General features: G+C 72.8%; 23 protein-coding genes. 13 read left to right on the top strand and 10 right to left on the bottom strand.

The window, feature by feature from the left end; all coding sequences use genetic code 11:
- The first annotated feature begins 49 nt into the window (after positions 1-49).
- The 4 genes from ptsP to ASG63_RS13625 all read left to right on the top strand — a co-directional run bounded on the left by ptsP (position 50) and on the right by ASG63_RS13625 (position 6,167).
- Positions 50-2,314: a phosphoenolpyruvate--protein phosphotransferase gene (ptsP, locus tag ASG63_RS13640; RefSeq protein ID WP_056217099.1), complete on the top strand. Its 2,265-nt coding sequence runs from the start codon at positions 50-52 to the stop codon at positions 2,312-2,314.
- Positions 2,315-2,413: 99 nt separating this feature from the next.
- Positions 2,414-3,499, top strand: a complete 1,086-nt coding sequence (gene prfA, locus ASG63_RS13635; RefSeq protein WP_056217096.1) for a peptide chain release factor 1 — start codon at positions 2,414-2,416, stop codon at positions 3,497-3,499.
- A 23-nt stretch (positions 3,500-3,522) separates the two neighbouring features.
- Positions 3,523-4,389 (top strand): peptide chain release factor N(5)-glutamine methyltransferase, encoded by an 867-nt coding sequence (prmC, locus tag ASG63_RS13630; RefSeq protein WP_056217093.1) that lies wholly within the window; start codon positions 3,523-3,525, stop codon positions 4,387-4,389.
- Positions 4,390-4,862: 473 nt separating this feature from the next.
- Positions 4,863-6,167, top strand: a complete 1,305-nt coding sequence (locus ASG63_RS13625; RefSeq protein ID WP_056217091.1) for a DUF4167 domain-containing protein — start codon at positions 4,863-4,865, stop codon at positions 6,165-6,167.
- Between the two features lie 61 nt (positions 6,168-6,228).
- Here the strand turns inward: ASG63_RS13625 and ASG63_RS13620 are convergent, their stop codons facing one another.
- Positions 6,229-6,975, bottom strand: a complete 747-nt coding sequence (locus tag ASG63_RS13620; protein WP_056217087.1) for a hypothetical protein — start codon at positions 6,973-6,975, stop codon at positions 6,229-6,231.
- A gap of 13 nt (positions 6,976-6,988) precedes the next feature.
- Positions 6,989-7,957 carry a DUF2336 domain-containing protein gene (locus tag ASG63_RS13615; RefSeq protein WP_056217083.1) on the bottom strand — a complete coding sequence of 323 codons (969 nt, stop codon included), beginning with the start codon at positions 7,955-7,957 and terminating at the stop codon, positions 6,989-6,991.
- A gap of 174 nt (positions 7,958-8,131) precedes the next feature.
- Here ASG63_RS13615 and ASG63_RS24230 point away from each other — a divergent pair, with 174 nt between their 5' ends.
- From ASG63_RS24230 to ASG63_RS13600, 4 genes are all read left to right on the top strand, one after another.
- Entirely contained in the window at positions 8,132-8,296 is a 165-nt protein-coding gene (locus ASG63_RS24230; protein ID WP_082559306.1) for a YqaE/Pmp3 family membrane protein, read from the top strand.
- Positions 8,297-8,372: 76 nt separating this feature from the next.
- Positions 8,373-8,978 (top strand): sulfite oxidase-like oxidoreductase, encoded by a 606-nt coding sequence (locus ASG63_RS13610; RefSeq protein WP_056217080.1) that lies wholly within the window; start codon positions 8,373-8,375, stop codon positions 8,976-8,978.
- Positions 8,971-9,693 (top strand): FAD-binding oxidoreductase, encoded by a 723-nt coding sequence (locus ASG63_RS13605; protein WP_056217077.1) that lies wholly within the window; start codon positions 8,971-8,973, stop codon positions 9,691-9,693. The genes ASG63_RS13610 and ASG63_RS13605 overlap by 8 nt, the downstream gene beginning before the upstream one ends.
- Before the next feature lie 82 nt (positions 9,694-9,775).
- The gene (locus tag ASG63_RS13600) at positions 9,776-10,201 is read left to right on the top strand and encodes a GFA family protein (protein WP_056217075.1); all 426 of its coding nucleotides are present in this window, start codon (positions 9,776-9,778) and stop codon (positions 10,199-10,201) included.
- 240 nt (positions 10,202-10,441) lie between these two features.
- Here the strand turns inward: ASG63_RS13600 and ASG63_RS13595 are convergent, their stop codons facing one another.
- Entirely contained in the window at positions 10,442-11,530 is a 1,089-nt protein-coding gene (locus ASG63_RS13595) for an NAD(P)/FAD-dependent oxidoreductase (RefSeq protein ID WP_056217072.1), read from the bottom strand.
- Between the two features lie 248 nt (positions 11,531-11,778).
- Between ASG63_RS13595 and ASG63_RS13590 the strand changes: the two genes are divergently transcribed.
- Positions 11,779-13,494, top strand: coding sequence for a DEAD/DEAH box helicase (locus ASG63_RS13590; RefSeq protein ID WP_056217454.1), 1,716 nt, complete (start codon positions 11,779-11,781; stop codon positions 13,492-13,494).
- A gap of 101 nt (positions 13,495-13,595) precedes the next feature.
- On the opposite strand, the gene ASG63_RS13585 is transcribed toward ASG63_RS13590, so the two are convergent.
- Complete coding sequence (locus ASG63_RS13585) at positions 13,596-14,567, bottom strand: hypothetical protein (RefSeq protein ID WP_156394189.1); 972 nt, start codon at positions 14,565-14,567, stop codon at positions 13,596-13,598.
- A gap of 218 nt (positions 14,568-14,785) precedes the next feature.
- Positions 14,786-15,730 carry a DUF6925 family protein gene (locus tag ASG63_RS13580; protein WP_056217064.1) on the bottom strand — a complete coding sequence of 315 codons (945 nt, stop codon included), beginning with the start codon at positions 15,728-15,730 and terminating at the stop codon, positions 14,786-14,788.
- A gap of 49 nt (positions 15,731-15,779) precedes the next feature.
- Here ASG63_RS13580 and ASG63_RS13575 point away from each other — a divergent pair, with 49 nt between their 5' ends.
- A complete protein-coding gene (locus ASG63_RS13575; RefSeq protein WP_056217060.1) occupies positions 15,780-17,264 on the top strand; it encodes an ATP-binding protein in 1,485 nt (494 codons plus the stop codon).
- Positions 17,261-17,920 carry a response regulator gene (locus tag ASG63_RS13570; protein ID WP_056217057.1) on the top strand — a complete coding sequence of 220 codons (660 nt, stop codon included), beginning with the start codon at positions 17,261-17,263 and terminating at the stop codon, positions 17,918-17,920. The genes ASG63_RS13575 and ASG63_RS13570 overlap by 4 nt, the downstream gene beginning before the upstream one ends.
- Before the next feature lie 12 nt (positions 17,921-17,932).
- On the opposite strand, the gene ASG63_RS13565 is transcribed toward ASG63_RS13570, so the two are convergent.
- From ASG63_RS13565 to tsaD, 5 genes are read right to left on the bottom strand one after another with little or no spacing between them, the layout of a single operon-like run.
- Positions 17,933-18,349 carry an EVE domain-containing protein gene (locus ASG63_RS13565; protein WP_056217054.1) on the bottom strand — a complete coding sequence of 139 codons (417 nt, stop codon included), beginning with the start codon at positions 18,347-18,349 and terminating at the stop codon, positions 17,933-17,935.
- Between the two features lie 48 nt (positions 18,350-18,397).
- A complete protein-coding gene (locus ASG63_RS13560) occupies positions 18,398-18,862 on the bottom strand; it encodes an opioid growth factor receptor-related protein (protein ID WP_056217050.1) in 465 nt (154 codons plus the stop codon).
- Positions 18,859-19,848, bottom strand: coding sequence for an NAD(P)H-dependent glycerol-3-phosphate dehydrogenase (locus ASG63_RS13555; protein ID WP_056217045.1), 990 nt, complete (start codon positions 19,846-19,848; stop codon positions 18,859-18,861). The genes ASG63_RS13560 and ASG63_RS13555 overlap by 4 nt, the downstream gene beginning before the upstream one ends.
- Entirely contained in the window at positions 19,845-20,723 is an 879-nt protein-coding gene (locus ASG63_RS13550; RefSeq protein WP_056217043.1) for a GNAT family N-acetyltransferase, read from the bottom strand. Before ASG63_RS13550 ends, ASG63_RS13555 begins: the two co-directional genes overlap by 4 nt.
- Positions 20,716-21,759, bottom strand: coding sequence for a tRNA (adenosine(37)-N6)-threonylcarbamoyltransferase complex transferase subunit TsaD (tsaD, locus tag ASG63_RS13545; protein ID WP_056217040.1), 1,044 nt, complete (start codon positions 21,757-21,759; stop codon positions 20,716-20,718). The genes ASG63_RS13550 and tsaD overlap by 8 nt, the downstream gene beginning before the upstream one ends.
- A gap of 161 nt (positions 21,760-21,920) precedes the next feature.
- On the opposite strand from tsaD, the gene ASG63_RS13540 reads away from it, so the two are divergent.
- Both ASG63_RS13540 and ASG63_RS13535 read left to right on the top strand, forming a co-directional pair.
- On the top strand, positions 21,921-22,646 hold the full coding sequence (locus ASG63_RS13540) for a uroporphyrinogen-III synthase (RefSeq protein WP_056217038.1): 726 nt from the start codon (positions 21,921-21,923) through the stop codon (positions 22,644-22,646).
- 129 nt (positions 22,647-22,775) lie between these two features.
- Complete coding sequence (locus tag ASG63_RS13535; protein ID WP_056217035.1) at positions 22,776-24,986, top strand: hypothetical protein; 2,211 nt, start codon at positions 22,776-22,778, stop codon at positions 24,984-24,986.
- Positions 24,987-25,083: the final 97 nt, after the last annotated feature.

The raw sequence follows: 25,083 nt of genomic DNA, 5'->3' as shown, positions 1-25,083 counted from the left end.
ACGCCTGCGCGCCAACCGGACACGAGGCCGAAGCCGGATCGAGGAGACCATGCCCGCTGCGCCCGGAGGCCCGCGCCTGCTTCTGCGCCGCCTCCGCGAAGCGATGGCGGAGCCGGTCAGTCCACAGGCTCGTCTCGACCGCATCGTCACGCTGATCGCCGCCAACGTGATCGCGGAGGTGTGCTCGGTCTATGTGCTCAGCGATGACAACATCCTCGAACTGTTTGCAACCGAGGGTCTGAACCGCGAGGCGGTCCACCTGACCCGGCTGCGGGCCGACGAGGGCCTCGTCGGCCTCATCGCCAAGACCGCCGAGCCGCTGTCGCTCTCCGACGCCCAGTCCCACCCGGCCTTCTCCTATCGGCCGGAGACGGGCGAGGAGGCCTATCACGCCTTCCTGGGCGTGCCGCTCCTGCGCGCCGGCAACACCCTCGGCGTCCTCGTCGTCCAGAACAAGACCTACCGGGTCTATTCCGAGGAGGAGATCGAGGCGCTCCAGACCACCGCGATGGTGCTCTCGGAGATGATCGCCTCGGGCGAGCTGCAGGCACTGGCGCCGGGGGCCGGCTCGGCCGCGCGCCGCCCGGTGACCCAGCGCGGCGTGGCCCTCGCCGACGGCATCGGACTCGGACACGTGGTGCTGCACGAGCCGCGTATCGTCATCAAGCAGCTCATCGCCGAGAACGTCGAGCGCGAGGTCGAGCGCCTGGAACAGGCCATCGGCGAGGTGCGCTCGGCCATCGACGACCTCGTCGAACGCGGCGACAGCATCGGCACCGGCGAATCCCGCGAGGTGCTGGAGACGGTGCGCATGTTCGCGCACGACAAGGGCTGGCTGCGCCGGATGCGCGAGGCCGTGCATTCGGGCCTCACCGCCGAGGCCGCCGTCGAGCGCGTCCAGTCGGACAACCGCGCCCGGATGATGCGCCAGAGCGACCCGTACCTGCGCGACCGCCTGCACGACCTCGACGACCTGGCGAACCGTCTGCTGCGCACGCTGATCGGCGCCGAGGGCAACGGCGCGCAGCGCGTCCTGCCCGAGAACGCGATCCTGGTGGCGCGCTCGATGGGTCCGGCCGCCCTCCTCGACTACGACCGCACGGCGCTCCGGGGCGTCGTGCTGGAGGAAGGCGGGCCGACGAGCCACATCGCCATCGTGGCCCGGGCGCTGGGCATCCCGGCGGTGGGCGAGATCGCCAACGCCACCGCCCTCTGCGATGCCGGGGACGCGATCATCGTCGACGGCGCCACCGGCGAGATCCAGGTCCGGCCCGGTCCGGAGATCGAGGCGGCCTATGCCGAGATGGTGCGCCTGCGCGCCCGCCGGCAGGAGCAGTACCGGGCGCTCCGCGACGTGCCGGCCGTCACCCTCGACGGGACGACGATCGGCCTGCAGCTGAACGCCGGCCTCCTCATCGACCTGACCCACCTGCACGAGACGGGCGCGGACGGCATCGGCCTCTTCCGCACCGAGCTGCAGTTCATGGTGGCCCAGCGCATGCCCTCGGCCGCCGAGCAGCAGGCGCTCTACGAGGCCGTCTTCGCGGCCACCGGCGACCTGCCCGTCACGATCCGCACCCTCGACATCGGCGGCGACAAGATCCTGCCCTACATGCCGGCCCTCGAGGAGGAGAACCCGGCCCTGGGCTGGCGGGCGATCCGGATCGGCCTCGACCGGCCGGCCCTGCTGCGGGTGCAGCTCCGCGCCCTTCTCAAGGCCTCCGGCGGCCGGCCCCTGAAGATCATGTTCCCGATGGTGGCGACGGTGGACGAGTTCACCCGCGCCAAGGCCATCGTCGAGCGCGAGAAGGCGCATCTGCGCCGGCACGGCCATGCCCTGCCGAGCGACTGCAAGCTCGGCGTGATGGTGGAGGTCCCCTCCCTCTTGTTCCAGATCGACGAGATCGCCAGGGCCGCCGACTTCCTGTCGGTGGGCTCCAACGACCTGATGCAGTTCCTGTTCGCCGTCGACCGCGAGAACCGCCGGGTCGCGGACCGCTTCGACACCCTGAGCGTCCCGGCCCTGCGCGCCTTCCGCGTCATCGCCGAGCGCGCCGCCGCCGCCGGCTGCCCCGTCACCGTCTGCGGCGAGATCGGCGGGCGTCCCCTCGAGGCCATGGCGCTGATCGGCCTCGGATTCCGGGCCCTCTCGATGTCGCCGGCCGCCATCGGCCCCGTGAAGGCCATGGTGCTGGGCCTCGACGTCAAGGCGGTGGCGGCGCTGCTCGACACCGAACTGACCCGCGCCGGAGACGGCGCCACCCTCCGCCCCGCCCTCGCGGCCTTCGCGAAGGCGCAGGGTGTGCCCATCTAGCGTCGGCGTGCCTATCTTCATGGGTCGTGCCGCGGCCCCGTCGTCGACCCGGCTTCCGGCCCGACGAGCCCTTGTTCAGATGAGAGTTTTCCACGGGCGATGACCCCCATTCCTGCAGAGCGTCTCGACGCGATCCTGACGCGCCACGACATCGTCACCGCCACGCTGAGCGCCGGCTCGGCGGATTCCGACACCTTCGTGCAGCTGTCGCGCGAACTGTCGGAGCTGGAGGGCGTCGTCGCCGCCATCCACGCCTATCGCGCGGCGGCGCAGAACCTCGCCGACATCGAGGCGCTGATCGACGAGCCGGGCAGCGATTCCGAGATGCGGGCGCTCGCGGCCGACGAGAAGCCGGAGGCCGAGGCCGGGCTGGAGGCGGCGCACCGCGCACTCCAGCTCATCCTGCTGCCGAAGGATTCCGCCGACGAGAAGAGCGCCATCCTGGAAATCCGCGCCGGCACCGGCGGCGACGAGGCGGCCCTGTTCGCGGGCGACCTCTTCCGCATGTACGGCCGGTACGCCGACGCCAAGGGCTGGAAGGTCGAGGTGATCTCCGAGAGCGAGGGCACCGTCGGGGGCTATCGCGAGGTGATCGCCGAGGTGAAGGGCAAGGGCGTGTTCGCGCGCCTCAAGTTCGAGAGCGGCGCCCACCGGGTGCAGCGCGTGCCGGATACCGAGACCCAGGGGCGCATCCACACCTCCGCCGCCACCGTGGCGGTGCTGCCCGAGGCCGAGGAGGTCGACATCGTCATCAACGATGCGGACCTGAAGATCGACACCATGCGCTCGCAGGGCGCCGGCGGACAGCACGTCAACAAGACGGAATCGGCCATCCGCATCACCCACATGCCGAGCGGCATCGTGATCTTCGTCCAGGAGGAGCGCTCGCAGCACAAGAACCGCGCCCGGGCGATGTCGCTGCTGCGCTCCAAGCTCTACGACGCCGAGCGCACCGCCAAGGACGCGGCCCGGGCCGCCGACCGCAAGTCGCAGGTCGGCTCCGGCGACCGCTCGGAGCGCATCCGCACCTACAACTTCCCCCAGGCCCGCGTCACCGACCACCGCATCAACCTGACCCTGTACAAGCTCGAGGAGGTCCTGGCCGGCGTGGCGCTGGACGAGCTCGTGGACGCCCTCGTCACCGAGCACCAGGCGGAGCTGCTGGCCGCCGAAGGCATGGCCTGAGCCCCGTGGACGGGCCGGAGCCGATGCGCCTCGACCCGGGGCTCAGCCGCACCGACGCCCTGCGGCGCATGAGCGAGGCGCTCGCCGCCCACGGCCTGCCGGCGCGCGACGCCCGCTTCCTCCTGCTCGACCTCCTCGGGCTCAGCGCGACCGACCTGATCCTGCGGGGCCACCGGCCCCTCGGCCCGGAGGGGGCCGCGACGCTCGAAGGGGCCGTCGCGCGACGCGTCGCTGGCGAGCCTGTGGCCCGGATCGTCGGCGCCTGGGAATTCTGGGGCCTGCCCTTCGGGCTGGCACCCGAGACCCTCGTCCCGCGGGCGGACACCGAGACCCTGGTGGAGGCCGCCCTCGCCCTGCATCCCGACCGCGGGCGCCCGCTGCGGGTGCTCGACCTCGGCACCGGCTCCGGCTGCATCCTCGTGGCGCTGCTGAGCGAGTTGCCGAACGCCACCGGCATCGGCCTGGACCGCTCCCACGCGGCCCTCGTCCAGGCCCGCGCGAATGCGGTGCGGAACGGCGTCGGAACCCGAGCGGCCTTCGTCTGCGCGGACTGGACCGCGGGTCTCGGCGGGGCCTTCGACCTCATCGTGTCGAACCCGCCCTACATCGCCCGCGACACGATCCGTGGGCTCGACATCGAAGTCAGGGGTCACGACCCGATGGCGGCCCTCGACGGCGGCCCGGATGGACTCGGGGCCTATCGGAGCGTCGTGGAGGCCCTCAGCGTCGGGCCGGTCCGCCTCGCCCCCGGCGGCGCGCTCGCCTTCGAGGTGGGTTACGATCAGGCCGAGGCCGTCGGGATGCTCGGGACGCAGGCCGGGCTCGGCCCCGCCGTACGTCATCACGATCTCGCCGGGCACGCCCGCGTCGTCCGCTTCGGACCGGTCTGAGCGGACGTCGACCCGAAAATCCTGCGGGAAACGCGAAAAAACTGCGCCCGTTGGATGTATCGAGGCAGAAAACGCTTGTTGCCCCCTCGGCGAGCCGCTAATGTCCAACGCAGATCGCGAACGATCCATTAAGATGGGTCGTGGTAAGACGGGTGGCGGCTTTGGTCCGCGACGCTCTTAGACGGTCTCCCCACGATCAGGCTGGCGCGCGCGGGCAGAGGCGCAGGAGCTTGGTCAACTTCGTGCCTGAAAACCGAAGGACGCCTGGACGCTCAGAGCGCGCCTTGGTCAACGGACAGAGACGGCAAGCACGGCGAAATCGATCACGGACACACCGGACCCGGATCACGCGGCGCCAGCGACGAGCCTGATGACAGGCCGCGTCATGGCCGCCTGGAACCCGCCGCATCATCAGACGCTCCGAGACGAACGAGGGTCAATCGAGACCGATGAGACCAAACCAGAATAGACGGATGCGCGGTCGCAACCGCCCCAAAGGTCCCAATCCGCTTACGCGTTCCTACGAGTCCAACGGACCGGACGTCAAGATTCGCGGCACCGCCCAACACATCGCCGACAAGTATGCCCAGCTCGCGCGCGATGCGCAGGCCAGCGGCGACCCGGTGGCGGCAGAGAACTACTTCCAGCACGGCGAGCATTATTTCCGGATCATCTCCGGCGCCCAGGAACAGACCCGTCAGCAGGTCGGCGGTTACGCCCGCGGCTTCGACGACGAGGGCGACGAGGGGGACGACGAGGGCCAGGGCGCCCCGCAGGGCTACGCGGCCTCGAGCTACGGCGCGAATGCCTACAACGAGGATTACGGCGACCCGAGCCAGCAGCCTCAGCCGACGGCGTACGAGCCCCGGCAGGACGCACGCCCGGAGTCCCGCCCCGAGAACGCCCGCTCGGACTACAACCGGCAGGATTCGAACCGGCAAGATTCGAACAGGCAGGATTCGAACCGACAGGATTCCGGTTCGGACGGCAACCGGCAGAACCGCCGTGACCGCTTCGCCAATCGCGGCGACCGTCCGCAGCGCTTCGACAATCAGCGCGACGGCAACCGGCCCGACTACAACAACCGTCGCGACGACTTCAGTCGCCCGGACGGCAACCGGCAAGACAACAGCCGGCAGGATTACACGCGACAGGATTCGAACCGGCAGGACTCGAACCGGCAAGACGGCAACCGCCAGGATTCCCGGGCGGACCAGAATCGCCAGGAGAGCCCTCGCCAGGAAAGCCCTCGCCAGGAGAGTTCTCGTCAGGAGAGCCCTCGCCAGGACTACAATCGTCAGGATCAGCCGCGTCAGGATCAGCCGCGACAGGATTTCCGTCCCGCCCCGGCCCGCTCCGACGCGCCCCGTTACGAGAACGGGCGCACGGAGAGTCCGGTGAACGAGGCCCCGCGCGGTGAGTTCGGTGGCCAGGATTCCGGACGGCAGGAATCCGGGCGCCAGGAATCTGGTCGCCAGGACGCGCCCCGGGCCGCCCGCGCGAACGAGGCGCCGCCCCGGCGCAGCCGACGCCGCGACGAGCGGGATGCCGCCGGTCCGGCCGAGGACGTGGCCGCCCTGCCCGCCTTCCTGATGACGCCGCCGCGTCCGGTTCCCGTCGCCGAGCCGGCGGGACAGCACGACGCTCCCGAGGACTCGACCTCGGCGGCACAGGATGACGGTGCACCGGCCCCCAAGCCCCGCCGCCGCCGCCGCGCCCGGTTCGAGGGTTCGGACGGTGTCGTCGGCGCCGACGATCCGACACCGGTCACCGAGTAAGCGCGGTCCCACTGCGCGAACCGACTGGAAGCCGCCCCCATCGGGCGGCTTCTTCGCGTTTCTAGGGGCCGCGCCAGTCGAGGAAGGCCTCGACCCGATGGATCAGCCGGCGGTGGCGCGTCGCCTCGCCGAAGGGCGCGAGGTCCCAGGTCCAGCGCCGGTCGGGCGTCCCCAGGCGCACCCCGTGCAGCAGGTCGAGCCGCTCGGTCACGCGTCCGGTCCGGTCCTCCTCGATCTGTTCCACGTCCGTGACCAGGCAGACCCGGGCCCGCAAACCCGCGAGGCCGTCGAGATGGGCCCGGACGATCCGGTTTCCGCGATCCGGCGGCACGAAGCCGGGCCGGTCCAGGGGCAGGATCGGCAACTGCGACAGGAGATTGGCCGAGACCACGAAGTCGACGTCCGCACCGCCGCACAGGGCGGCCAAAGGATCGGGCCGATCGGTCCGATCGGTTCGGAGGGCGAGGTCCGCGGTGACAAGCCGGACGTTGGGATGAGCCCGCGCCCGAAGGCGGGCCGGCCAGAGATGCACGGCATCCACAAGGTCGACGCGCGCGAAGCGCGCCGCGAGGTCCGCAAGCGGGACATCCTGGAGGAGGCCCGAGCCGAGCACCACGGCGACGCGCCGCTGCGGAAGCCCGTCGCAGGCATCCAGGATCGCGGCCCGCGCCGCGGCGAGATGGGGGGCCCAGGCGCTGCGGCAGCGGCGCCCCCGGGACATCAGCAGGACGCTCTCGCGCAGGTGGCCCCTCCGGCGATGGGCGAAGGGCACCGGCGTGACGAGGAGGTGGAGGAGCTCGACGAGCACTTGGGCCCCCGGATCAGCGGCCCGGGCCCGACGGATCCCGCGCGTCCGGCGCGCCGCCCGCCTGCGCCGAGAGGCGGACCACGCGCTGCGCCGTGGTCACCGACAGGGCCTGAAACGCGCTCTGGATCCCGGTCCAGGCCTCGGGCGGCCGCACCGGGCCGGATTTCGTCCGCAGGAACAGCTTCAGGGTTCCGAACCCGAGGCGGATCGAGCGCAGGAGAAACAGCAGGGGATCGTGGTCCACCGCATCGTAGGCGCGCCGGGCGAAGGCGGGCGACACCGCGGCGAGGCGCGCGACCTCGGCCAAAGCCGTGTCGAGGTCGCCGGCCCGGACCAGATCGTCGATGCGCCGTTCATCCGCATCCGTCGCGCGCGGAAGGGTCTGGCTCCCCCGCAGGCCGGCCGCCAACGCCGCAGGCTGTCCCCGCGGCGCGGCGCGGGTCACCAGCATGGCCCGCAGGACGGCGTCGCCACGGGCCCGTTCCCCGAGCGTGGTGTAGGCCGCGCCGGAGAATTGCGCGCCGGCATTGCCCGCGACCACGTGCACCGTCTGCCGGTCGCCGCGCGCCACCAAGACGTCGGTGACCCGCTCGCCGAGCGTCGGCCGCTGCGCAACGGCCCGCAGGTGCTCCTGCCCCCGCGATTCGGAGACGGTGACGAGGTCGGCCTCGTCGAGGAGCGGCGAGCGCTGAAGGACGGGCCGGGCCACCGCGATATCCGGATCGAAGGCCAGGTCGCGCACCACGGCACGCGGTGCGTTGCGCACATCCGCCAAGCCGTCCGCCAGGAGGACGCGGGCGGCCCCATCGACCGCGCGGGCCAGGGGCAGCATCGCCGCGTCGAACACCTCCACCTGCGCCTCGCGCAGCCCGGCGGCCCGCTCCGTGAAGAGCATCGACAGCCGTTGCAGCACCCGTCCGCGCTGGAGCAGGCCGCCGGAGCGGACCACCTGCTCGATATCGCGCATGAGGGTTTCGATCATACGCGGAATTCCTGCGCGGTCCGTCCTTCGGCAATGTCCAGACCATCCTGGGGACGCAGAGATTAAGAAACTGAAATTCCCGTCGGCCCGGCGGGGGAACCTGGCCGCGACGATCCCGTTGCGGTTGGGCGGTTGCGATCGCATTTCCGCGCGCGCCGCCTACCCGGAGTGACCGTGTCGAACCTCGTCCGCATCATCCTCGCGATCTTCCTGCCGCCGATCGCGGTCCTCATCACCACGGGCATCGGCCTGCAGTTCCTTCTCAACATCCTTCTGACGCTGATGGGCGTGCTGCCTGGCACCATTCACGCCCTGTGGCTGGTGCTGCGCGATCGCTGAGGGAATGTTAGCCTGCTGCGCGGGCTGATCGTCGAGCCACGGTCGCCGCGAACGGTCCGACGAGCGCGAGGGGAGCATGAGCACACGAGGTTTCACGGGGCGCAAGCCGCCCGAGGCGACCCGCGAGCGTCTGCCCCCCGGCCAGTACCTCACGGAGGACTTCCCGGTGCTCCAGATCGGCCCCAACCCGCGCATCGACCTCGCGACCTGGTCGTTCACCCTGCGCGAGGGGTCGCGGCCCCTGAAGAGCTGGAGCTGGGACGCCTTCAACGCCCTGCCCCGCACCCGCTGGGGCGGCGACATTCATTGCGTGACGAAGTGGTCGAAGTTCGACACCGCCTGGGAGGGCGTGCGCTTCGACGACCTCCTGGCCGATGCCGGCATCGCGGCGCCGAGCGCCTTTCTGCTCGCCGAAGGCTACGACGATTACACCACCAACGTGCCCGTCGCCGACCTGACGGGCGGCAAGGGCATGGTGGCGACCCACTACGACGGCGCGCCGATCCCGGTGGACCATGGGGGCCCGGCCCGGCTCTTGGTGCCGCACCTGTATTTCTGGAAGAGCGCCAAGTGGGTGAAGGGCCTGCGCTTCACCCAGCGGGACGAGGGCGGTTTCTGGGAGCTGCGCGGCTACCACATGTACGGCGATCCCTGGCGCGAACAGCGCTTCACCGGTGATTGATCCCGCCCCGGGCCCCCTCCCCTGGCAGACCGCGATCCTCACGGCCATCCGGCCGGTGACGCGGCGGGTGAAGAGCTACCGCTTCCGGGTCGCCTTCGATCGGCCGATGCTGGCCGGGCAGCACGTCGACGTGCGCCTCACCGCCCCGGACGGCTACCAGGCCCAGCGCAGCTACTCGATCGCCTCGCCACCGGACGGCGACGGCACCATCGAACTGCTGATCGAGGGCCTGCCGGACGGCGAGGTCTCGGGCTTCTTCGACGCGGTGGCGGCGGTCGGCGACACGATCGAGCTGCGCGGCCCGATCGGCGGTTCCTTCGTCTGGCGCCCCGAGGATGGCGGGCCCCTTCTCCTGGCGGGCGGCGGGTCGGGCGTGGTGCCCCTCCTGTCGATGCTGCGCCACCGCGCGGCGAAGGCGCCGGCGGTACCCGCCCTCCTCATCTATTCCGTGCGCGACGCCGGCGAGATCATCGCCGCCGAGGAGCTGGCGGTGCGCGCCCGCGACGAACCGCACTTCCAGCTGATGCTCAACCTGACCCGCGCCGGCGGCCGCCGGGTCGACGCGGCGATGATCGGGGAGGCGCTGGACCGGCTCGGACCGACGCGCCATGCCTATCTCTGCGGCGGCAATCCCTTCGTCGGGGCGGTGGCGGACCTCCTCCTCGACGCCGGGGTGGACCCCGCCCGCGTCCGGACCGAGCGCTTCGGCGGCTGAGTTGCCATCGCGGGGCGCGGGCCGACCCGGTCCCGCCACGGATCACGGACCTGGAAGGTCTCGGCAGACGGAGGAAGACGCCATGTCAGCGCAGCTCGATCAGCGCGAGGGGCAGTGTCACTGCGGCGGCGTCCGGTTCCGTGCGACGCTGAGCGAGGGTCTCGACACGGTCCGGCGCTGCACCTGCTCGTATTGCCGGATGCGGGGGGCGGTCGTCGTCTCGGCCGAGACCGGCGGCGTCGAGATCCTGCAGGGCGCGGACCTGCTGACCCGCTATCGCTTCAACACCGGCGTGGCGCAGCACTTCTTCTGTTCGCGCTGCGGGATCTACACGCACCACCAGCGCCGCTCGAATCCCGACCAGTACGGCGTCAACGTCGCCTGCCTCGACGGGCTCAGTCCCTTCGACTTCGCCGAGATCCCGGTGGTCGATGGCGTCAACCACCCGAACGACACCGGCGGATCGAGCCGGCTGGCCGGCACGCTGCGCTTCGTCCCCGCGCGCTAGTCGCCCCTCCCCGCCGCAACGAATCCGGCCGCGGCCGCGGCCCGACGGTCGCGGCCGGACGCATGCCCCAGGCCCCGAGGCATGGTGCCGGTGGTCAGGGCGCGCGGGCGGGCGCGTGGAAGCGGGCGACGATCGCAGCGGGGCAAGGCCACAGCGTCGAGCGAATCGACTGCCGTCGCGGCGACGGGGCTGGCGCGGGCGGCCCGCTCGGCAGCGTCGCGGGCTCGTGCGCCGTTTCGCTCAGCCCCCGACGAGCCGATCCGCGACCTCCTCGGCCAGGGACAGGCTCGAGGTCAGGCCCGGGCTCTCGATGCCGAAGAGGTGGACCAGGCCGGGGAGCCCGTGCTCGGCCGGGCCGTCGATCCGGAAATCGGCGGCGGACTCGCCCGGTCCCGTCAGTTTCGGGCGGATGCCGGCATAGTCCGGGGTCAGCACCCCGTCGGGCAGGCCGGGCCAGTAGCGCCGGATCGCCCGGGCGAAAGCATCGGCCCGGGCGGGATCGACCCGGTAGTCCAGGCTCTCCACCCACTCGACATCGGGGCCGAAACGCATGCGGCCGGCGAGATCGAGGGTCAGGTGAATCCCGAGACCGCCTTCGACGGGCGCCGGATAGATCAGCCGCGAGAAGGCCGGCCGGCCGGTACAGCCGAAATAGCTGCCCTTCGCCAGGACCTGGCGCGGGATGCGCGCGGCGGGATAGGCCTCGACCGCGCCGGCGACCCCCTGGGCCCCGAGGCCGGCGGCGTTGACCACCGCCTCGAACGGCAGGGCCTCGCCGTTGACGGTGACGCTCCAGCCCGTGCGCGTCCGGGCGATCCGCGTCACCCGGCTGGTGAAGGCGATGGCGCCTCCGGCATCCTCCAGGTCGCCCTGGAGCGCCAGCATCAGCCCGTGGCTGTCGACGATCCCGGTGCCGGGCGCGTGCAGCGCCGCCACGCAGGCAAGGTTCGGCTCCAGGGCCCGGGCCTCGGCCCCGTCGAGGAGCGCCAGATCCGGAACCCCGTTGGCGTCGCCGCGCGCCTTAAGCGCCGCGACGGCGTCGCGCTCGGAGTCCGCGGTGGCCACGATGAGCTTGCCGCAGCGCCGGTAGGCGACGCCGTGGCTGTCGCAGAAGGCCGCGAGCATGGCCGCGCCGGCGACGCAGTGACGGGCCCGCAGGGAACCCGCCGGATAGTACATTCCGCCGTGGATCACCTCGGAATTGCGTGCCGAGATGCCCGTGCCGATCGCCCCCTCAGCCTCGGCCACGATGACGGCATGGCCCCGGCGCGCGAGGGCACGGGCCACGGCGAGTCCAACGATTCCGGCACCGACGACGAGGATATCCATGACGGGCCGGAGATGAGCACGAGAGGCACGGGGAACACAACACGAGGCGCGTCCGCTGCGGGTCCGGGCGCCCAGGGGTGGAGGGGCATGCATCCGCGGTCATGGCGCTGCGCCGCAGTTCCGGCTACAAGAGACGCCATCCGTAACCGTTCGAGGCCGGAATCACGTCGGTTTGGAGAGGATCGCGCCCGTCGCGACGGCTCCCCGGCGGGTTCTCCGCCTGCTTGCCCGCTAAGGCTTCCGTCACCGTGCCCTTCCCCACCCTGCCGGCCCCGCTCGCCCGAGCGCTGACCGCGCGCGACTACGAAGACCCGACGCCCGTCCAGAGCGCCGTCATCGAGGCGGCCGCGCAAGGCCGTGACCTCCTCGTCTCGGCCCAGACCGGCTCGGGCAAGACCGTCGCGTACGGCCTGGCCTTCGCCGAGACCCTGCTCGGCGACGCCGAGCGCTTCGGCCCCGCCGGCGCGCCCCTCGCCCTCGTCATCGCCCCGACGCGCGAGCTCGCGCTGCAGGTCGAGCGCGAATTGTCCTGGCTCTATGCGGAGACCGGCGCCCGCGTCATCTCCTGCGTCGGCGGCATGGACCCGCGCCGCGAGAGCCGCCAGCTCAACGACGGCGCCCACATCGTCGTCGGCACTCCGGGTCGCCTGCGCGACCACCTGGAGCGCCGCAACCTCGCGACGCAGGATCTGCGCGCCGTCGTCCTCGACGAGGCCGACGAGATGCTCGACCTGGGTTTTCGCGATGACCTGGAATTCATCCTCTCGGTGACCCCGAAGGAGCGGCGTACGCTGCTCTTCTCCGCGACCCTGCCGAAGGCGATCGCGACCCTGGCCGAGCGCTACCAGAACGACGCCCTGCGCATCGCCGTGAAGGGCCAGGAGCGCGGCCACGCGGACATCACCTACAAGGCCATCCGCGTGGTGCCGCGCGAGCTGGAGCACGTGGTGGTCAACACCCTGCGCTTCATGGATGCGCCGACGGCGATCATCTTCTGCAACACCCGCAACGCGGTGCGCCACCTCCAGGCGGTGCTCACCGAGCGCGGCTTCTCGGCCGTGGCGCTCTCGGGCGAACTCGGCCAGGGTGAGCGCAACGCCGCCCTCCAGGCGCTGCGCGACGGCCGGGCCAAGGTCTGCGTCGCCACCGACGTTGCCGCGCGCGGCATCGACCTGCCCACCGTCAGCCTCGTCATCCACGCCGACCTGCCGCACGATGCCGAGGTGCTGCAGCACCGCTCCGGCCGCACCGGCCGCGCCGGGCGCAAGGGCACCAGCCTCCTGCTGATCCCGGCCTCGAAGCGGCGCCGGGCCGAGCAGATGCTCATGATCGCCAAGGTCTCGTTCGAGTGGGCCGGCCCGCCCACCGCCGACGAGATCCGTCGCCTCGACGGCGAGCGCATGTGGCAGGATCCGATCTTCACCGAGGAGCCGGCCGAGGAAGACGTGGCCATGGCCGAGACCCTGATGGCGCAGCGCACGCCCCAGGAACTCGCCGCGGCTCTGGCGCGGATCTACCGCTCCCGCCTGCCCGCCCCCGAGGACGTCACCGATCCGGGCGCCGGCCCCGAGCGCAAGTCGCGCCCAGTCTACGATCCCGCCGACGTGGACCGCATCGACGCCCAGGGCCCGGCCGTGTGGTTCCGGCTCAACCTCGGCCGGCGCGACAACGCCGATCCGCGCCGCCTGCTGCCGATGCTGACCCGGCGCGGCAATATCGGCCGCCAGGAGATCGGCGCGATCCGCATCTTCGATCGCGAGACGAAGTTCGAGGTCCGGGGCGGAGCCGCCTCGCGCTTCGCCCAGACCTTCGCCAAGAACGGCTCGCCCGAGATCCAGGTTGAACCGATCCTCGACGAGGAGCCGGTTCGCGAGGAGAAGGGACCCAAGGGCTTGAAGAGCCCGCGGGGCGCGCGCCACGAGCGCGAGATCGCCAAGAAGCCCCGCGCCAGCCGGGCGCGCTGACCTGACAGGGGCGCCCGAAACCGGGCGCTCCACCTCGACGAAGGGCGCCCGAAGCCGGACGCTCCGATCCGACGAAGGGCGCCCGAAGCCGGGCGCTTGCGCTAGAAGTGATCGGGCAGGTTCTTCACCGCATTGCCGAGGGCCTCGACGCTCTCGGCGATCTTGCGGCCGGCCGGGGCGAGCGACGGCACCTTCACGCCCAGGAATTCCGTCTGCTCCGGCTCGGGCTCCGCCTGCGCGACCGGGGGCGCCGACGCAGTCTCCGGCGTGCCGCTCGGTGCCTTGGCAACGAGAGGCTTGGCAACAACGGGCTTGCCGACCGAAGTCTTGACGCTCGAAGACTTGACGACCGAAGGCTTGGTCTCCGTCGCCTTGGCGACCGGGCTGTGCTTCGGCGCTTCCGGCGTCAGGGCCGTGAAGGTGCCGTTCGTCGCCCGCGACCGGGTCGTCTCGTTGGGCAGCGGCGCGATCAGGGTGGCGGTGCGCGTCACCGGGACCAGCGAGGCCGGACGCGCCGGCGGCAGCACCGCCGCGCTCTCGATCGGCGGCAGGCGCGCCGGCTTCGCGGCGACAGGCACCGCCGCCGGCTTCTCGACCGGAATCGCCTCGGGCGCCCGCGCCGCGGGCGGCCGCGCTTCGGCGACCGTCACGCCGATGGGCTTCGCGTCCACGGTCCTGACTTCCAGGGGCCTCACTTCGGTGACCCGCGCCGCGGGCGGGGCGACCGCCGCCGGCGGACGCTCGGCCGTCGGAGCCGCGGACGGCTGATCCGGCGGGGCCGCGACGGACTTCGGCCTCGCCGGCGCGAGGGCCGGGACGCCATCGCGCAGGTCCGGCCATTCGGAGGCGTTGTGTCCGAGACTGGCGGGCGGCGCGGACGCCGTGGAGAGAGTCGGCCGGGTGAATTGCGGACCCGCGAGGTTGCCGAGGGTCGCGAAGGCGAAGGCGGTGAAGCCGGCAAGGCCCAGGATGCCGGCGCCGGAGAGGAGCACCACCCGGAGTTTCACCCGGGACGGGCGGGGCGCCGGCGCGACGGGGCGCCGGGTCTCGGAGGGATCGATCGTTACGGACATCAGGGTCTCAGACATCTCGCACGCTTCAAGAGGTTCGGATTGACCGTTGCCGGTCGATCACGCGGCGCTGGTCGGGCACGACCGGCGCGGCGAGGCCCGAGGGGCGACGCCTGCGTGTAACGAAAGAGGCGCCGCAATGGGGCATGAAGATGTCCTTAACCCAATCCTTGAACAGGCTCGGATCAGACGCGTCACGAATCTGAATAGATCCAACAGGTTTAACGCGAGGTGTCTGGGCAGGACTTGGTCCCGTCCTGATTCGCCGCCGCCGCAGCCTGGACGTGAACGAGGCGCGAGACGGCGCGCGTCGCACGATTCGCCGTCATGGGCGCGAAGGGCTCGCCCGCGACCAGGCGCGCCTTGAAGCGGACCCGCTCCTGGTCGCCCCAGCGGGTCAGCATCGCCTGGAAGGCGGCATGCGTCCGATGATCGAAGGGGCGGGGCCGGCCCTGCCCGTCCCGGCAGGGATGCGGCGGCGTGAACTGGGCGACGGGCACCAGCCCGGTGGGAATCGGGGCGGTGGCGGCGTGGGTGCGGCCCAGGGCCAGGATCCTCGGGTCGAGGAAGGCCCGCGGGCCACCCGACTGCGGGTCCGCGCCGGCATAGACCTCGATCCGGCCGAGGGGCGTGGTGACGACCACGTCCGCGGCGGCCATCAGGCTCCGAACCGCCTCGGGATCGTGTGCGGCGGTCCGTCCGGCCAGGGCGGCGAGGCGCGCGAGCGCGTCCGGGTCGGCGGAACGCAGGAGCAGGCGGCCCTGCGGCAGGTCGAGGCCGAGGTCGAACCACTTATCCCCAAGATTCCGCGGGCGCAGGGCCCCGTCGTCGCGTCCGGCGGCGCGGATCGGCCCCGCCCCCGTCCGGGGGCAGAGCGCCATCGGCAGACACAGGGCGACGGCGTGGCTCCAGCCTCCGGTGAAGGCGGTCTCGTAGGCCACGGGAATCGCCTCCGTTGGCGCGAGGGCGATCGCGCCGAACGGGGTGATCCAGCCGAGGCGGCCGTCCGCCGGAGCGGCGACGACCTGATCGCCGGCGCGCCCGACGCTGGCGAGCGCGCCGAATCCCCCCATCGTCCAGGTGGTCTCCGGATCGGCCAGGGCTCCGGCCACGAGGCCCGAAACCGAATCGGGACGCTGCCATTCGGCGTCGGGTTCGCTACACACGGGGCGACGACCGCGCACGCTTTCCCCGACGGCCGCCACCCGAGTCGCCATGCCTCACGACGCCGCCTCCGCAGCCCGATCCCGATGGGGCCTGCCCCACCGCAACGGCGCCCCGCCTGCGGCGTCGGCGGAGGCCGGCCGCCGGTCGCTCTGGGCGTCGTGGCCGACGCGGACCCGGATGATCGTGCTGGTCCTCGCCATCGATGTCCTGGCCGCCCTGGTCTCGTGCGCGGTCATCGTCGTCAACGCCCGCTCCGCCGTCGAGGTCGAGATGCAGGCCGCGATGACGAATGTCGAGCTTCTGGTGTCCGATACCATCGACCTCGCCCGGGCGGGGCCGCCCGCCGGCATCCTCCAGACCCTGAACCTGCGCATCCACGATCTGCGCCACGTCCGCGTCACGGTGCTGGACGACGCCGGCAAGGTCGTCACCGGCGGCCTCGGCCGGGTCCGGCACGACCCGCACGCGGCGCCGGCCTGGTTCGCGGCCCTGATCGCCCCGGCGATCCGCGAGCACGACCTGCCGATCGTGGCGCAGGGCCGGCGCATCGGCACCGCCCGCATCACCACCCAGCCGCACGACGAGATCGACGAGGTCTGGGTCTATGCCCTGTCGCTCTCGCTTGCCAGCCTCTGCCTCAGCCTGGGGCTGCTCGGCGCCCTCACGGTGGCGTTCGGCCGCGTCCTGGCGCCGCTGACGGACCTCGCCGAGGGGCTGATCCAGCTGGAGCAGCAGGATTACACCGTCCGGCTCGAACCGCCGGCCTCGCGCGAACTCGCCGCCATCGCCACCCGGTTCAACCGAGTGGCCCAGGCCCTGGCGGAGACGCGGGCCGCCAACGGGCGGCTCAACCGCCAGCTCCTGTCGGCACAGGACGACGAGCGGCGCCGCACGGCCCTGGAGCTGCACGACGAGTTCGGCCCCTGCCTCTTCGCCCTGGAAGCGACCGCCGCCTCGGTGGTCCGCATGGCCGAGGCCGAGGCGCCGCCGGACCGGGCGCGCCTGAAGCAGCGCGCCCAGGACATCGCCAGCATCGTCGGCCAGGTCCAGACCCGGAACCGCGACCTCCTCAACCGGCTGCGGCCGCACGCCCTCGGGCAGGTGCCCCTGCCGGAATGCCTCGATCTGCTGCTGCGCGATTTCCGGCGCCGTCACACCGGGACGCGCTTCGCCGGGAGCTTCGAGGGCCTGGCCCGCGGTTACGGCGACGTGACCGACCTGACCGTGTTCCGCTGCATGCAGGAGAGCATGACCAACGCGGTGCGGCACGGCGGGGCGCGGAACGTCACCGTCCAGGTGCGGGACGAGGCCACCACCGCCGGGCGGGTCCTGCGCCTCGCCATCCGCGACGACGGCACCGGCATTCCGACCGGTCACAGCCTTGGACTCGGTCTTTCGGGGATGCGGGAGCGTGTGGAAGCCCTCGGGGGCACGTTCATGCTTGACAACGATCAGCCCGGCGCGGTTGTCCGGATCATGATTCCGCTCGATGATGAGCGGGACGTCGACACGAGTCCGATTCCCAGCGCATGAACGCGATCGCCACCACCACCGAGGCGCCGACCCTCGTCATCGACGATCACCCGATCGTACTCCAGGGCTGCCGGCGGGTGCTCGAGGATGCGGGGATCGAGCGGATCATCGAGGCCACCAGCGTGGTCGCGGGCTATCGCAGCTTCCTGCGCCTGCGTCCCGGGACGGTGATCTGCGACCTGACCTTCCAGGGCAGCGGCCTCGCCGGCCTCGAACTGATCCGGCGGATGCGCGACGCCAACCGGGCGGTGCGCATCCTCGTCTTCAGCATGCACAACGATCCGGTCATCGTCGCGCGGGCCCTGGAGGCCGGAGCCCTCGGCTACGTGCTCAAGGACCACGCCTCCGGCGAGCTGTTCGAGGCCTTCGAACGGGTCCGGTCCGGCCGCCCCTACCTCGATCCGCGCCTGGCCACCGAGGTCGCGATGCTCCGCACCGACCCGAAGCGCACGCCCGAGACCCAGCTGACGCCGCGCGAACTGCAGATCCTGCAGCGCCTGGCGCAGGGCAAGTCCTACGGCGCCATCGCGAGCGACCTGTCGGTGAGCTACAAGACCATCACCAACGCCTGCTCGATGATGCGCCAGAAGCTCGGCCTGCGCACCCTCGCGGAGCTGATCCACCTGGCGGTGACGCAGGCGCAGCGCCAGGGCTGAGCGGACGGCGGCTCAGCCGAGGCCGCCCATCGCGCGCACCACCGCCCACTCGGCCTCCGTCACGGGCTGGACCGAGAGGCGGGAATTGTTGGCGAGCACCATGGCGGCGAGGCGCGGCTCGGCCTTGATCGCCTCCAGGGTCACGGGGCGGGGCAGCGCTTCGACGGCGCGCAGATCGACCATGCCGAAGCGGCCAGTCGCGTCGGAATCATCCGGGTAGTAGGGTCGGATCACCTCGACGATGCCCACCACCGCCTTGCCCTCGTTGGAGTGGTAGAAGAATCCGCGCTCGCCCACCTCCATCGCCATGAGGTGCTTCTTGGCGACGTGGTTGCGCACGCCGTTCCAGTGCGTGCCGGCGCCGCCCGCGGCGACCTGCTGCTCCCAGGACCAGGTCGAGGGCTCGGACTTGTAGAGCCAATAGGCCATGCGCTTCTCCAGAGACGCCGGCTCCATAGCACCGGCCAAGCGTGGCCGTCAGGCCCCCCGGAGCGCGGCCTCCCAGTAGCGCAGGCTCGTGGCGTTGATCGGGGCGCCGGCCTTCGCGTTCCGGGCAGTGACGAAGGCGTGGAACTCAGTCGCCGCCTCGGCCCCCAGGAGATCGGACAGGGCCGAGAGGATGCGGGTGATGCGTAGATGGTTATGGTCGTGCGGCCGCAGCCAGCCGTCGGTCTCGGCATAGAAGCGGGTCATCCGCCCGAGGGCGGCGCGCAGGCCCGACAGGGCGGCCGGATCGGCGCGGATCGCCTCGGCCTCGGCCCGGCTCAGCACCGGCGCACCCGGTACGGCGAGGCTCGCCTCGTGCAGGGGGAAGCACCATTGGATGAAGTCGTGCACGCCCTCGATATGGGCGTCGTCGAAGGCGAGGATCTCCCTCAGGCGCCGCCCGGCCCCGTCGTTGCCGGAGCCGGTCAGGAAGGCGCGGATGGGGTGCTGGCTCACTCGGCTTCTCCCCGCAGCGGCCGCGCCAGCAGGGCGGCGATGACGCCGTCGACGCTGGCGCCGCCCGAGACGATGGCGGCCACCGCCTCGGCCACCGGCATCTCGATACCCCGGGCGCGGGCGAGGTCGACCAGGGCGGCGGCCGTGAAGGCGCCCTCCGCCAGCTTGCCGCCGGCGGCCGCCTCGGGCGAGGCCCCCGCGCCGAGGCGCTGGCCGAAGGCGAAGTTGCGCGATTGCGGCGAGGAGGCGGTGAGCACCAGGTCGCCGAGGCCCGACAGGCCCATCAGCGTCTCCGGCCGGCCGCCATAGGCCCGGGCGAAGCGCATGAGTTCGGCGAAGGCCCGGGCGATCAGCGCGGCCCGGGCGCTCTCGCCGAGACCGCGTCCGGCAACGATGCCCGATGCGATGGCGAGGACGTTCTTGCCGGCCCCGCCGATCTCGACGCCGCGCACGTCGTCGGTGTGATAGACCCGGAGCGTCGGCCCCGAGAGGGTGCCGGCCAGGCGCGCGGCGAGACCGGCATCCGCCGCCGCGAGCGTCACGGCGGTGGGCAGGTTGCGGGCGACGTCCGCGGCGAAGCTCGGGCCGGACAGGACCGCCACCGGGGCGGCGGCGCCCAGCTGCTCGGCCGCGACCTCGCTCATGAAGGCGTCGGTGCCGCGCTCGATCCCCTTGGCGCAGAGCACGATGGCGGCTTGGCGCGCGAAGGCGGCGCCCAGGTCGGCCAGAACCCCGCGCAGGGTCTGGGCCGGCGTCACCATCAGCACCGTCCCGGCCTCGGCGAGGTCGGAAGCTCCGGCGGTGACGGCGATGCGGGGGTGCAGGGGCACGCCGGGCAGGTAGCGGGCGTTCTCGCGGGTGTCCTGCAGGCGCGCCGCCGCCTCCGGGTCGCGCAGCCACAGGGTCACGTCGTGCCCGGCCGCGGCCGCCGCGTTGGCCAGCGCCGTGCCCCAGGCACCGCCGCCGACGACTCCGATCCGCTTCATGCGCTGGTCCCTCGCGATGTGACGTGGTCCGCCCGCAGACGATACAGGAGATGCGGACGCAGCGGATGCCCCGGCGGCAGGGCCGGATGCGGGAAGCCGCCCTCCGGGCGCATGCCGAGGCGCTCCATCACCCGGCGCGAGGGCGTGTTTCCCTCGGCCGTGAAGGCGACGACCCCGGAGAGGCCGCAGCGGCCGAACAGGTCGGCGAGGGCGAGGCGAGCCCCCCGCGTGGCGATCCCGTGGCCCCAGGCCTCGCGCGCCAGGCGCCAGCCGATCTCGACGGTCTCGCCCGGCCGCTCGCCGCCCGGGAACGGCATGGGCCGCAGGAGACGCGCGCCGCCGATCATCCCGACGAACCCGCGTCCCTCCACCGTGACGGCCCAGGGGCCGAAGCCGTCCACCGCGAAGCGCCGGGCACAGGTCCGCGCCTCGGCCCGGCTCGCGGCCGCGTCCTTGGTGGCGGGGAAGTGGCGCATGACCTCCGGGTCGGCGTTGAGGGCGGCAAAGCGCGCTTCGTCGCCCGCCTGCCAGGGCCGCAACAGGAGGTTTCCGTCGCGAAGGCCCTCGGGCGGCGCCACCGCGTCGGCCTTCCGCAGCTTGCCGCGCAGGGCCAACGAGCGCCGGTTCAGCGCGCGCAGGTCGGCCCGGCCGAAGAGGACCGCCTCGCCGAGTTCGGTGGCGGCCGCGAGCTGGCCGAGGGGCAGGTTCGCCCAGGCCGGGGCCGGCACGCTCTCGCGCCAGGGGCCGCCGCAGGTGTTGTCGAGGAGGATGCGCGCGAAGCAATGGTCGCGGTGCACCGGCCAGTCCGGGCGGGCCGCCTCGGGCAGGCGTCGCTCGACGAGGTCGCGCCAGCGCAGCCGCGCGGCCTCAGGCAACCGCCTTCGGCTCCGCGAAGGGCCAGCGGGCGCGGGCCGGCGCGGTGAGGTCGTCCACGAGGCCGAGGCGCAGGCGCTCGATGCCCGCCCAGGCGATCATCGCGCCGTTGTCGCCGCACAGGGCCAGGGGCGGCGCCACGAAGGCGAGGCCCGCCTCGCCGGCCTGGGTGGTGAGCGCCCGGCGGATCGCGCCGTTGGCCGCCACCCCGCCGGCCGCCACCAGGGCGGTGGGATGGCCGGCCACGGAGGCGAAGTCGCGCATCGCCACCCGCAGGCGGTCGACCACCACGTCGACCACCGCCGCCTGGAAGCCGGCGCAGAGGTCGGCGACGTCGACGGAGGAGAGCGGCGCCAGCTTCTCCGCCTCGATCCGCAGGGCGGTCTTCAGGCCGGACAGGGAGAAGTTGGCCTCACGCCGCCCCAGCATCGGCCGCGGCAGGGCGAAGCGCTCCGGATCGCCGGTCTCGGCCAGGCGCTCGACCTCGGGGCCGCCCGGATAGCCGAGGCCAAGGAGCTTGGCGACCTTGTCGAAGGCCTCGCCGATGGCGTCGTCGATGGTGGTGCCGAGGCGGACGTAATCGCCGACCCCCCGCACCGCCACGAGCTGGGTGTGCCCGCCGGAGGCGAGGAGCAGAAGGTAGGGGAACCCGATGCCGTCGGTGAGCCGCGCCGTCAGCGCATGCGCCTCCAGGTGGTTCACGGCGATCAGGGGCTTGCGCGCCACCAGCGCCAGGGTCTTGGCCGTGACGAGGCCGATGAGCACGCCGCCGATCAGGCCGGGCCCGGCCGCCACCGCGATGCCGTCGACCTGGGCCAGGGTCAGGCCGGCGCTGTCCAAAGCCCGGTCGATGAGCCGGTCGAGCACCTCCACATGGGCGCGGGCCGCAATCTCGGGAACGACGCCGCCATAGGCCGCGTGCTCGGCGATCTGGCTCAGCACCTCGTTGGAGAGGATGCGCCCGCGCCCGTTCTCGCCGGGGGCGACCACGGAGGCGGCGGTCTCGTCGCAGGTCGTTTCGATGCCGAGGACGTTCATGGACGGCGGATCATCTCGAAAGGGGCCTCGTCGGAAGGGTGCGGGGTGGCCCGGGGGATGCGCCGCACCCTATCGTCCGCCTCCTCCGGCGGCAACGACGGGTTGCCAGCGGCGGCGAGACCGGCATGGATGGGCGCGGGGTTCTGGGAGCGCGAAGCGGGATGCGGATCTGGGTGGCGCGGCCGGAACCGGGGGCGGCGCGGACGGGCGCGCGCCTCGCCGCCCTGGGACACCGGCCCCTCCTCGCCCCGGTCCTCACCGTCGCACCGACGGGATTCCGCCTGCCGGAGGAGACCTTCGCCGGGCTGATCCTCACGAGCGCCAACGCGGCGGCGGCGCTGACGCCGGCGGAGCGCGCGCGCCTCCGCGCGGTCCCGACCTTCGCGGTGGGAGCCCGGACCGCCGCCCTCGCGCGGGAGCTGGGCTTCGCGGACGTCCGCGAGGCGGAGGGCGACGCGCGGGCCCTGGCCCGGCTGGTCCGGGCCTCCCTGCCCTTGGGCGCGCACCTCGTCCACGCGGCGGGGGCCGAGCGCAAGGCCGAGCCCGCCGCCTCCCTGATCGCGGCCGGATACCGCCTCGCGGTATGCGAACTCTACGCCGCGCGGGGGGTGGCGCGGCTGCCCGATGCGGCGGCGGACGCCCTCGCAGGCCGGCGCCTCGACGGGGCGCTCCACTACTCCCGGCGCAGCGCGCAGGCGGCACACGATCTCGCCACGGCGGCCGGGCTCGGCGGAGCCTTCGGAGACCTGACGCATTACTGCTTGTCGGCGGATGTCGCCGCGCCCCTGGTCACCGCGGGGGTCGCGGTCCATTTCGTGCCCGACCGCCCCGGGGAGGACGCGCTCCTCGCGGGATTGCCGGCCCCCGGGCCAACAGGATTTCGATAAGGGCCTCGCTCCGGCGGCGGCCCTGGTGCTAGGACGAGCGCAAGAAGCTGCGCCGCCAGCCTCGACCCACCGGGCGCCGGATGCGCCGAACGGGTCGGGCGGCGGGAGACGGGAAGGGAGCCTTGAACCGTGAAACCACCCAACAGCGACCCCAACCGCCCGGGTTCTCCCACCGGCAACCGGCCGGCCGAGCCCGGCAAGCCCGCCACGCCGGGCGGCTCCCTTCCGCCGAAGGTCGAGGCCTCGGCCAAGCCGGGTCAGCCCGGCGGCACGCCGGGTACGTTCGGCAAGAGTGAGCCGGGGAAAGGTGAGCCGGCAAAGGCAGAGCCGGTCACGGAAGGCACGAAGACGGACGCCGTGAAGACGGAAGCCGCCAAGGCCGCGATCCTCACGCCCGACGCTGGCAAAGCCGACACCGTCAAATCCGATGCTCCCAGAGCCGACGCCGTGAAGCCGGATGCCTCCAAGCCGGACCTAACCCGCCCCGATCCGCTCGCTGTCGGCGCCGCGAAGACCGAGACGATCAAGGCCGATGCGCCGAAACCGGAGGCCCTCAAGCCCGATGCGTCGAAGACTGACGCTGCCAGAACCGATGCTTCGAAGGCCGAGTCACCGAAGGCCGACGCCGGGAAATCCGAGTCGCCCCGCTCCGGCGGATTCGCGGGACCGCAGCCCGGCGCGCGTCCGGGCCAGTCCGTGACCGATGGCCCGATCATCGACCTGAAGGCCAAGCGCATGCCGGACCCCGTGCCACCGGCGAAGCCTGCCGGTGCTGCCGGTGCTGCGGGTGCTGCGGGTGCTGCCGGGGGAATGGCGAGCAAGCCGGCCGACGGCAAGACCTCTGAAAGCAAGACGTCCGATTCCAAAACCGCTTCGGAGCTCCCGAAGGCGGGTGGTCCGACGACGCCCCGCATCACCCCGGCCGCCGCGGCTGCCCCGGCTGCTTCGTCCGGGGCCGGCTTCGGCTCCCTCGTCACCGCCGGCCTCCTCGGCGGCGTGGTGGGGGCCGGCCTCCTGTTCGGCGTCGCGCGCAGCGGCCTGATGGCCCCGGGCGAGGATGCCCGCATCACCGCCCTCGACCAGCGGATCGCCGCCCTCGCCCCGAAGGATGCGGTGGCCGGCCTGGACAAGCGGATCGCCGCGAACGAGGCCGCCCTCAAGGCCGTTCCGGAGGCGGTGTCGACGGCGCGCCAGGCCCTCGAGAAGGCGAACGCGGCCCAGGGCGGTGCGCCGGCTCAGGCCGAGGGAGCGCCCACCGCTGCTTCGGCCCCGGCCGCCGTGCCGGCCGATCTCGTCGCCCGCCTCGACGCCCTGGACCAGCGCGTCTCGGCGCTCCAGGAAGAACCAGGCCGCGACCAGGGCGGCGACGCCCGGATGGCGGTGACCCAATCCGCGGGACCGCAGCTCGCCGCGCTGGAACAGCGCCTGAAGGCCATCGAGGACAAGGTCGAGTCCGCGCCGAAGCCCGCCGCGCAGCCCGATCTCGCTCCGAAGCTCGCCGCCCTCCAGGGCGACGTCGAGGCCAAGACCAAGGCCAATGCCGAGGCCGCCCAGGCGCTGAGCCAGAAGGTGGCCGCCCTGCAGCAGTCGCTGGAGGCTCGCGTCCAGGCCGCCACCGAGGCGGTCCAGGCCGCGACCCAGGCGAGCGAGAAGGTCGTCGACGCGAACAAGACCCAGGCGGCCGAGGCGGCCAAGGCGGTGGAGCGCCAGCTCCAGGCCCAGGCCGACAAGATCGCCGGCCTCGACAAGGCCGTCTCAGAGCGGGCCGAGACCGCGACCCTGCAGGCCGCCCTGCGCGTCGTGTCGGCCGACCGGATCGTCACCGCCCTCAACACCGGCGCCCCCTACGCGGACGCGCTCGCGGCCCTGCGCGGGCTGGAGCCGGGCGACCCGGCCCGCCTCACGGCGGTGGCGGCCTTCGCCGACAAGGGGGCCCCGACCGCCCGCTCGCTCGCGGCCGAGTTCCGCCCCGTCGCCGAGCGAATCGCGGCGAAGCGCCGGGCGGCCCAGACCAAGGCCGTGGCCGAGACCGGCGACATCGGGACCAAGCTGATGAGCATGGCCGAGTCGATCGTCCAGGTCCGGCGCGTCGAGACCCCGGCCGCCGGCGGCACCCCCGGCGCGGCGGCCCCCGACACCGCCCCGAAGGTGCAGGACGCCCTCGACCGCGGCGCGATCAAGGAGGCCGCCGAGGCCTTCGCGGCGCTGCCCGAGGCGGACCGGGCCGAGGCCGGCGATTTCGGGACCAAGCTGGCCTCGCGCGTCGCCGCCGCCGACGCGGCCCAGGGCCTGCTCGCCGACGCCTTCAAGGGCCTGCCCGCAACCGGCGCCTCCCGTTGAGCGCGCGGCCGCGCGCCCTGTCCTCCGGCGGGATGCGCGGCCACCCGGATTTCGCGCGGGAGCGCCCAACGCTCCTGCCCCCGACTCTCGGTGTCGC

This window comes from Methylobacterium sp. Leaf94 (assembly GCF_001426045.1).
Taxonomy (GTDB): Bacteria; Pseudomonadota; Alphaproteobacteria; order Rhizobiales; family Beijerinckiaceae; genus Methylobacterium.
This window is presented reverse-complemented; position numbering and strand designations above follow the sequence as displayed.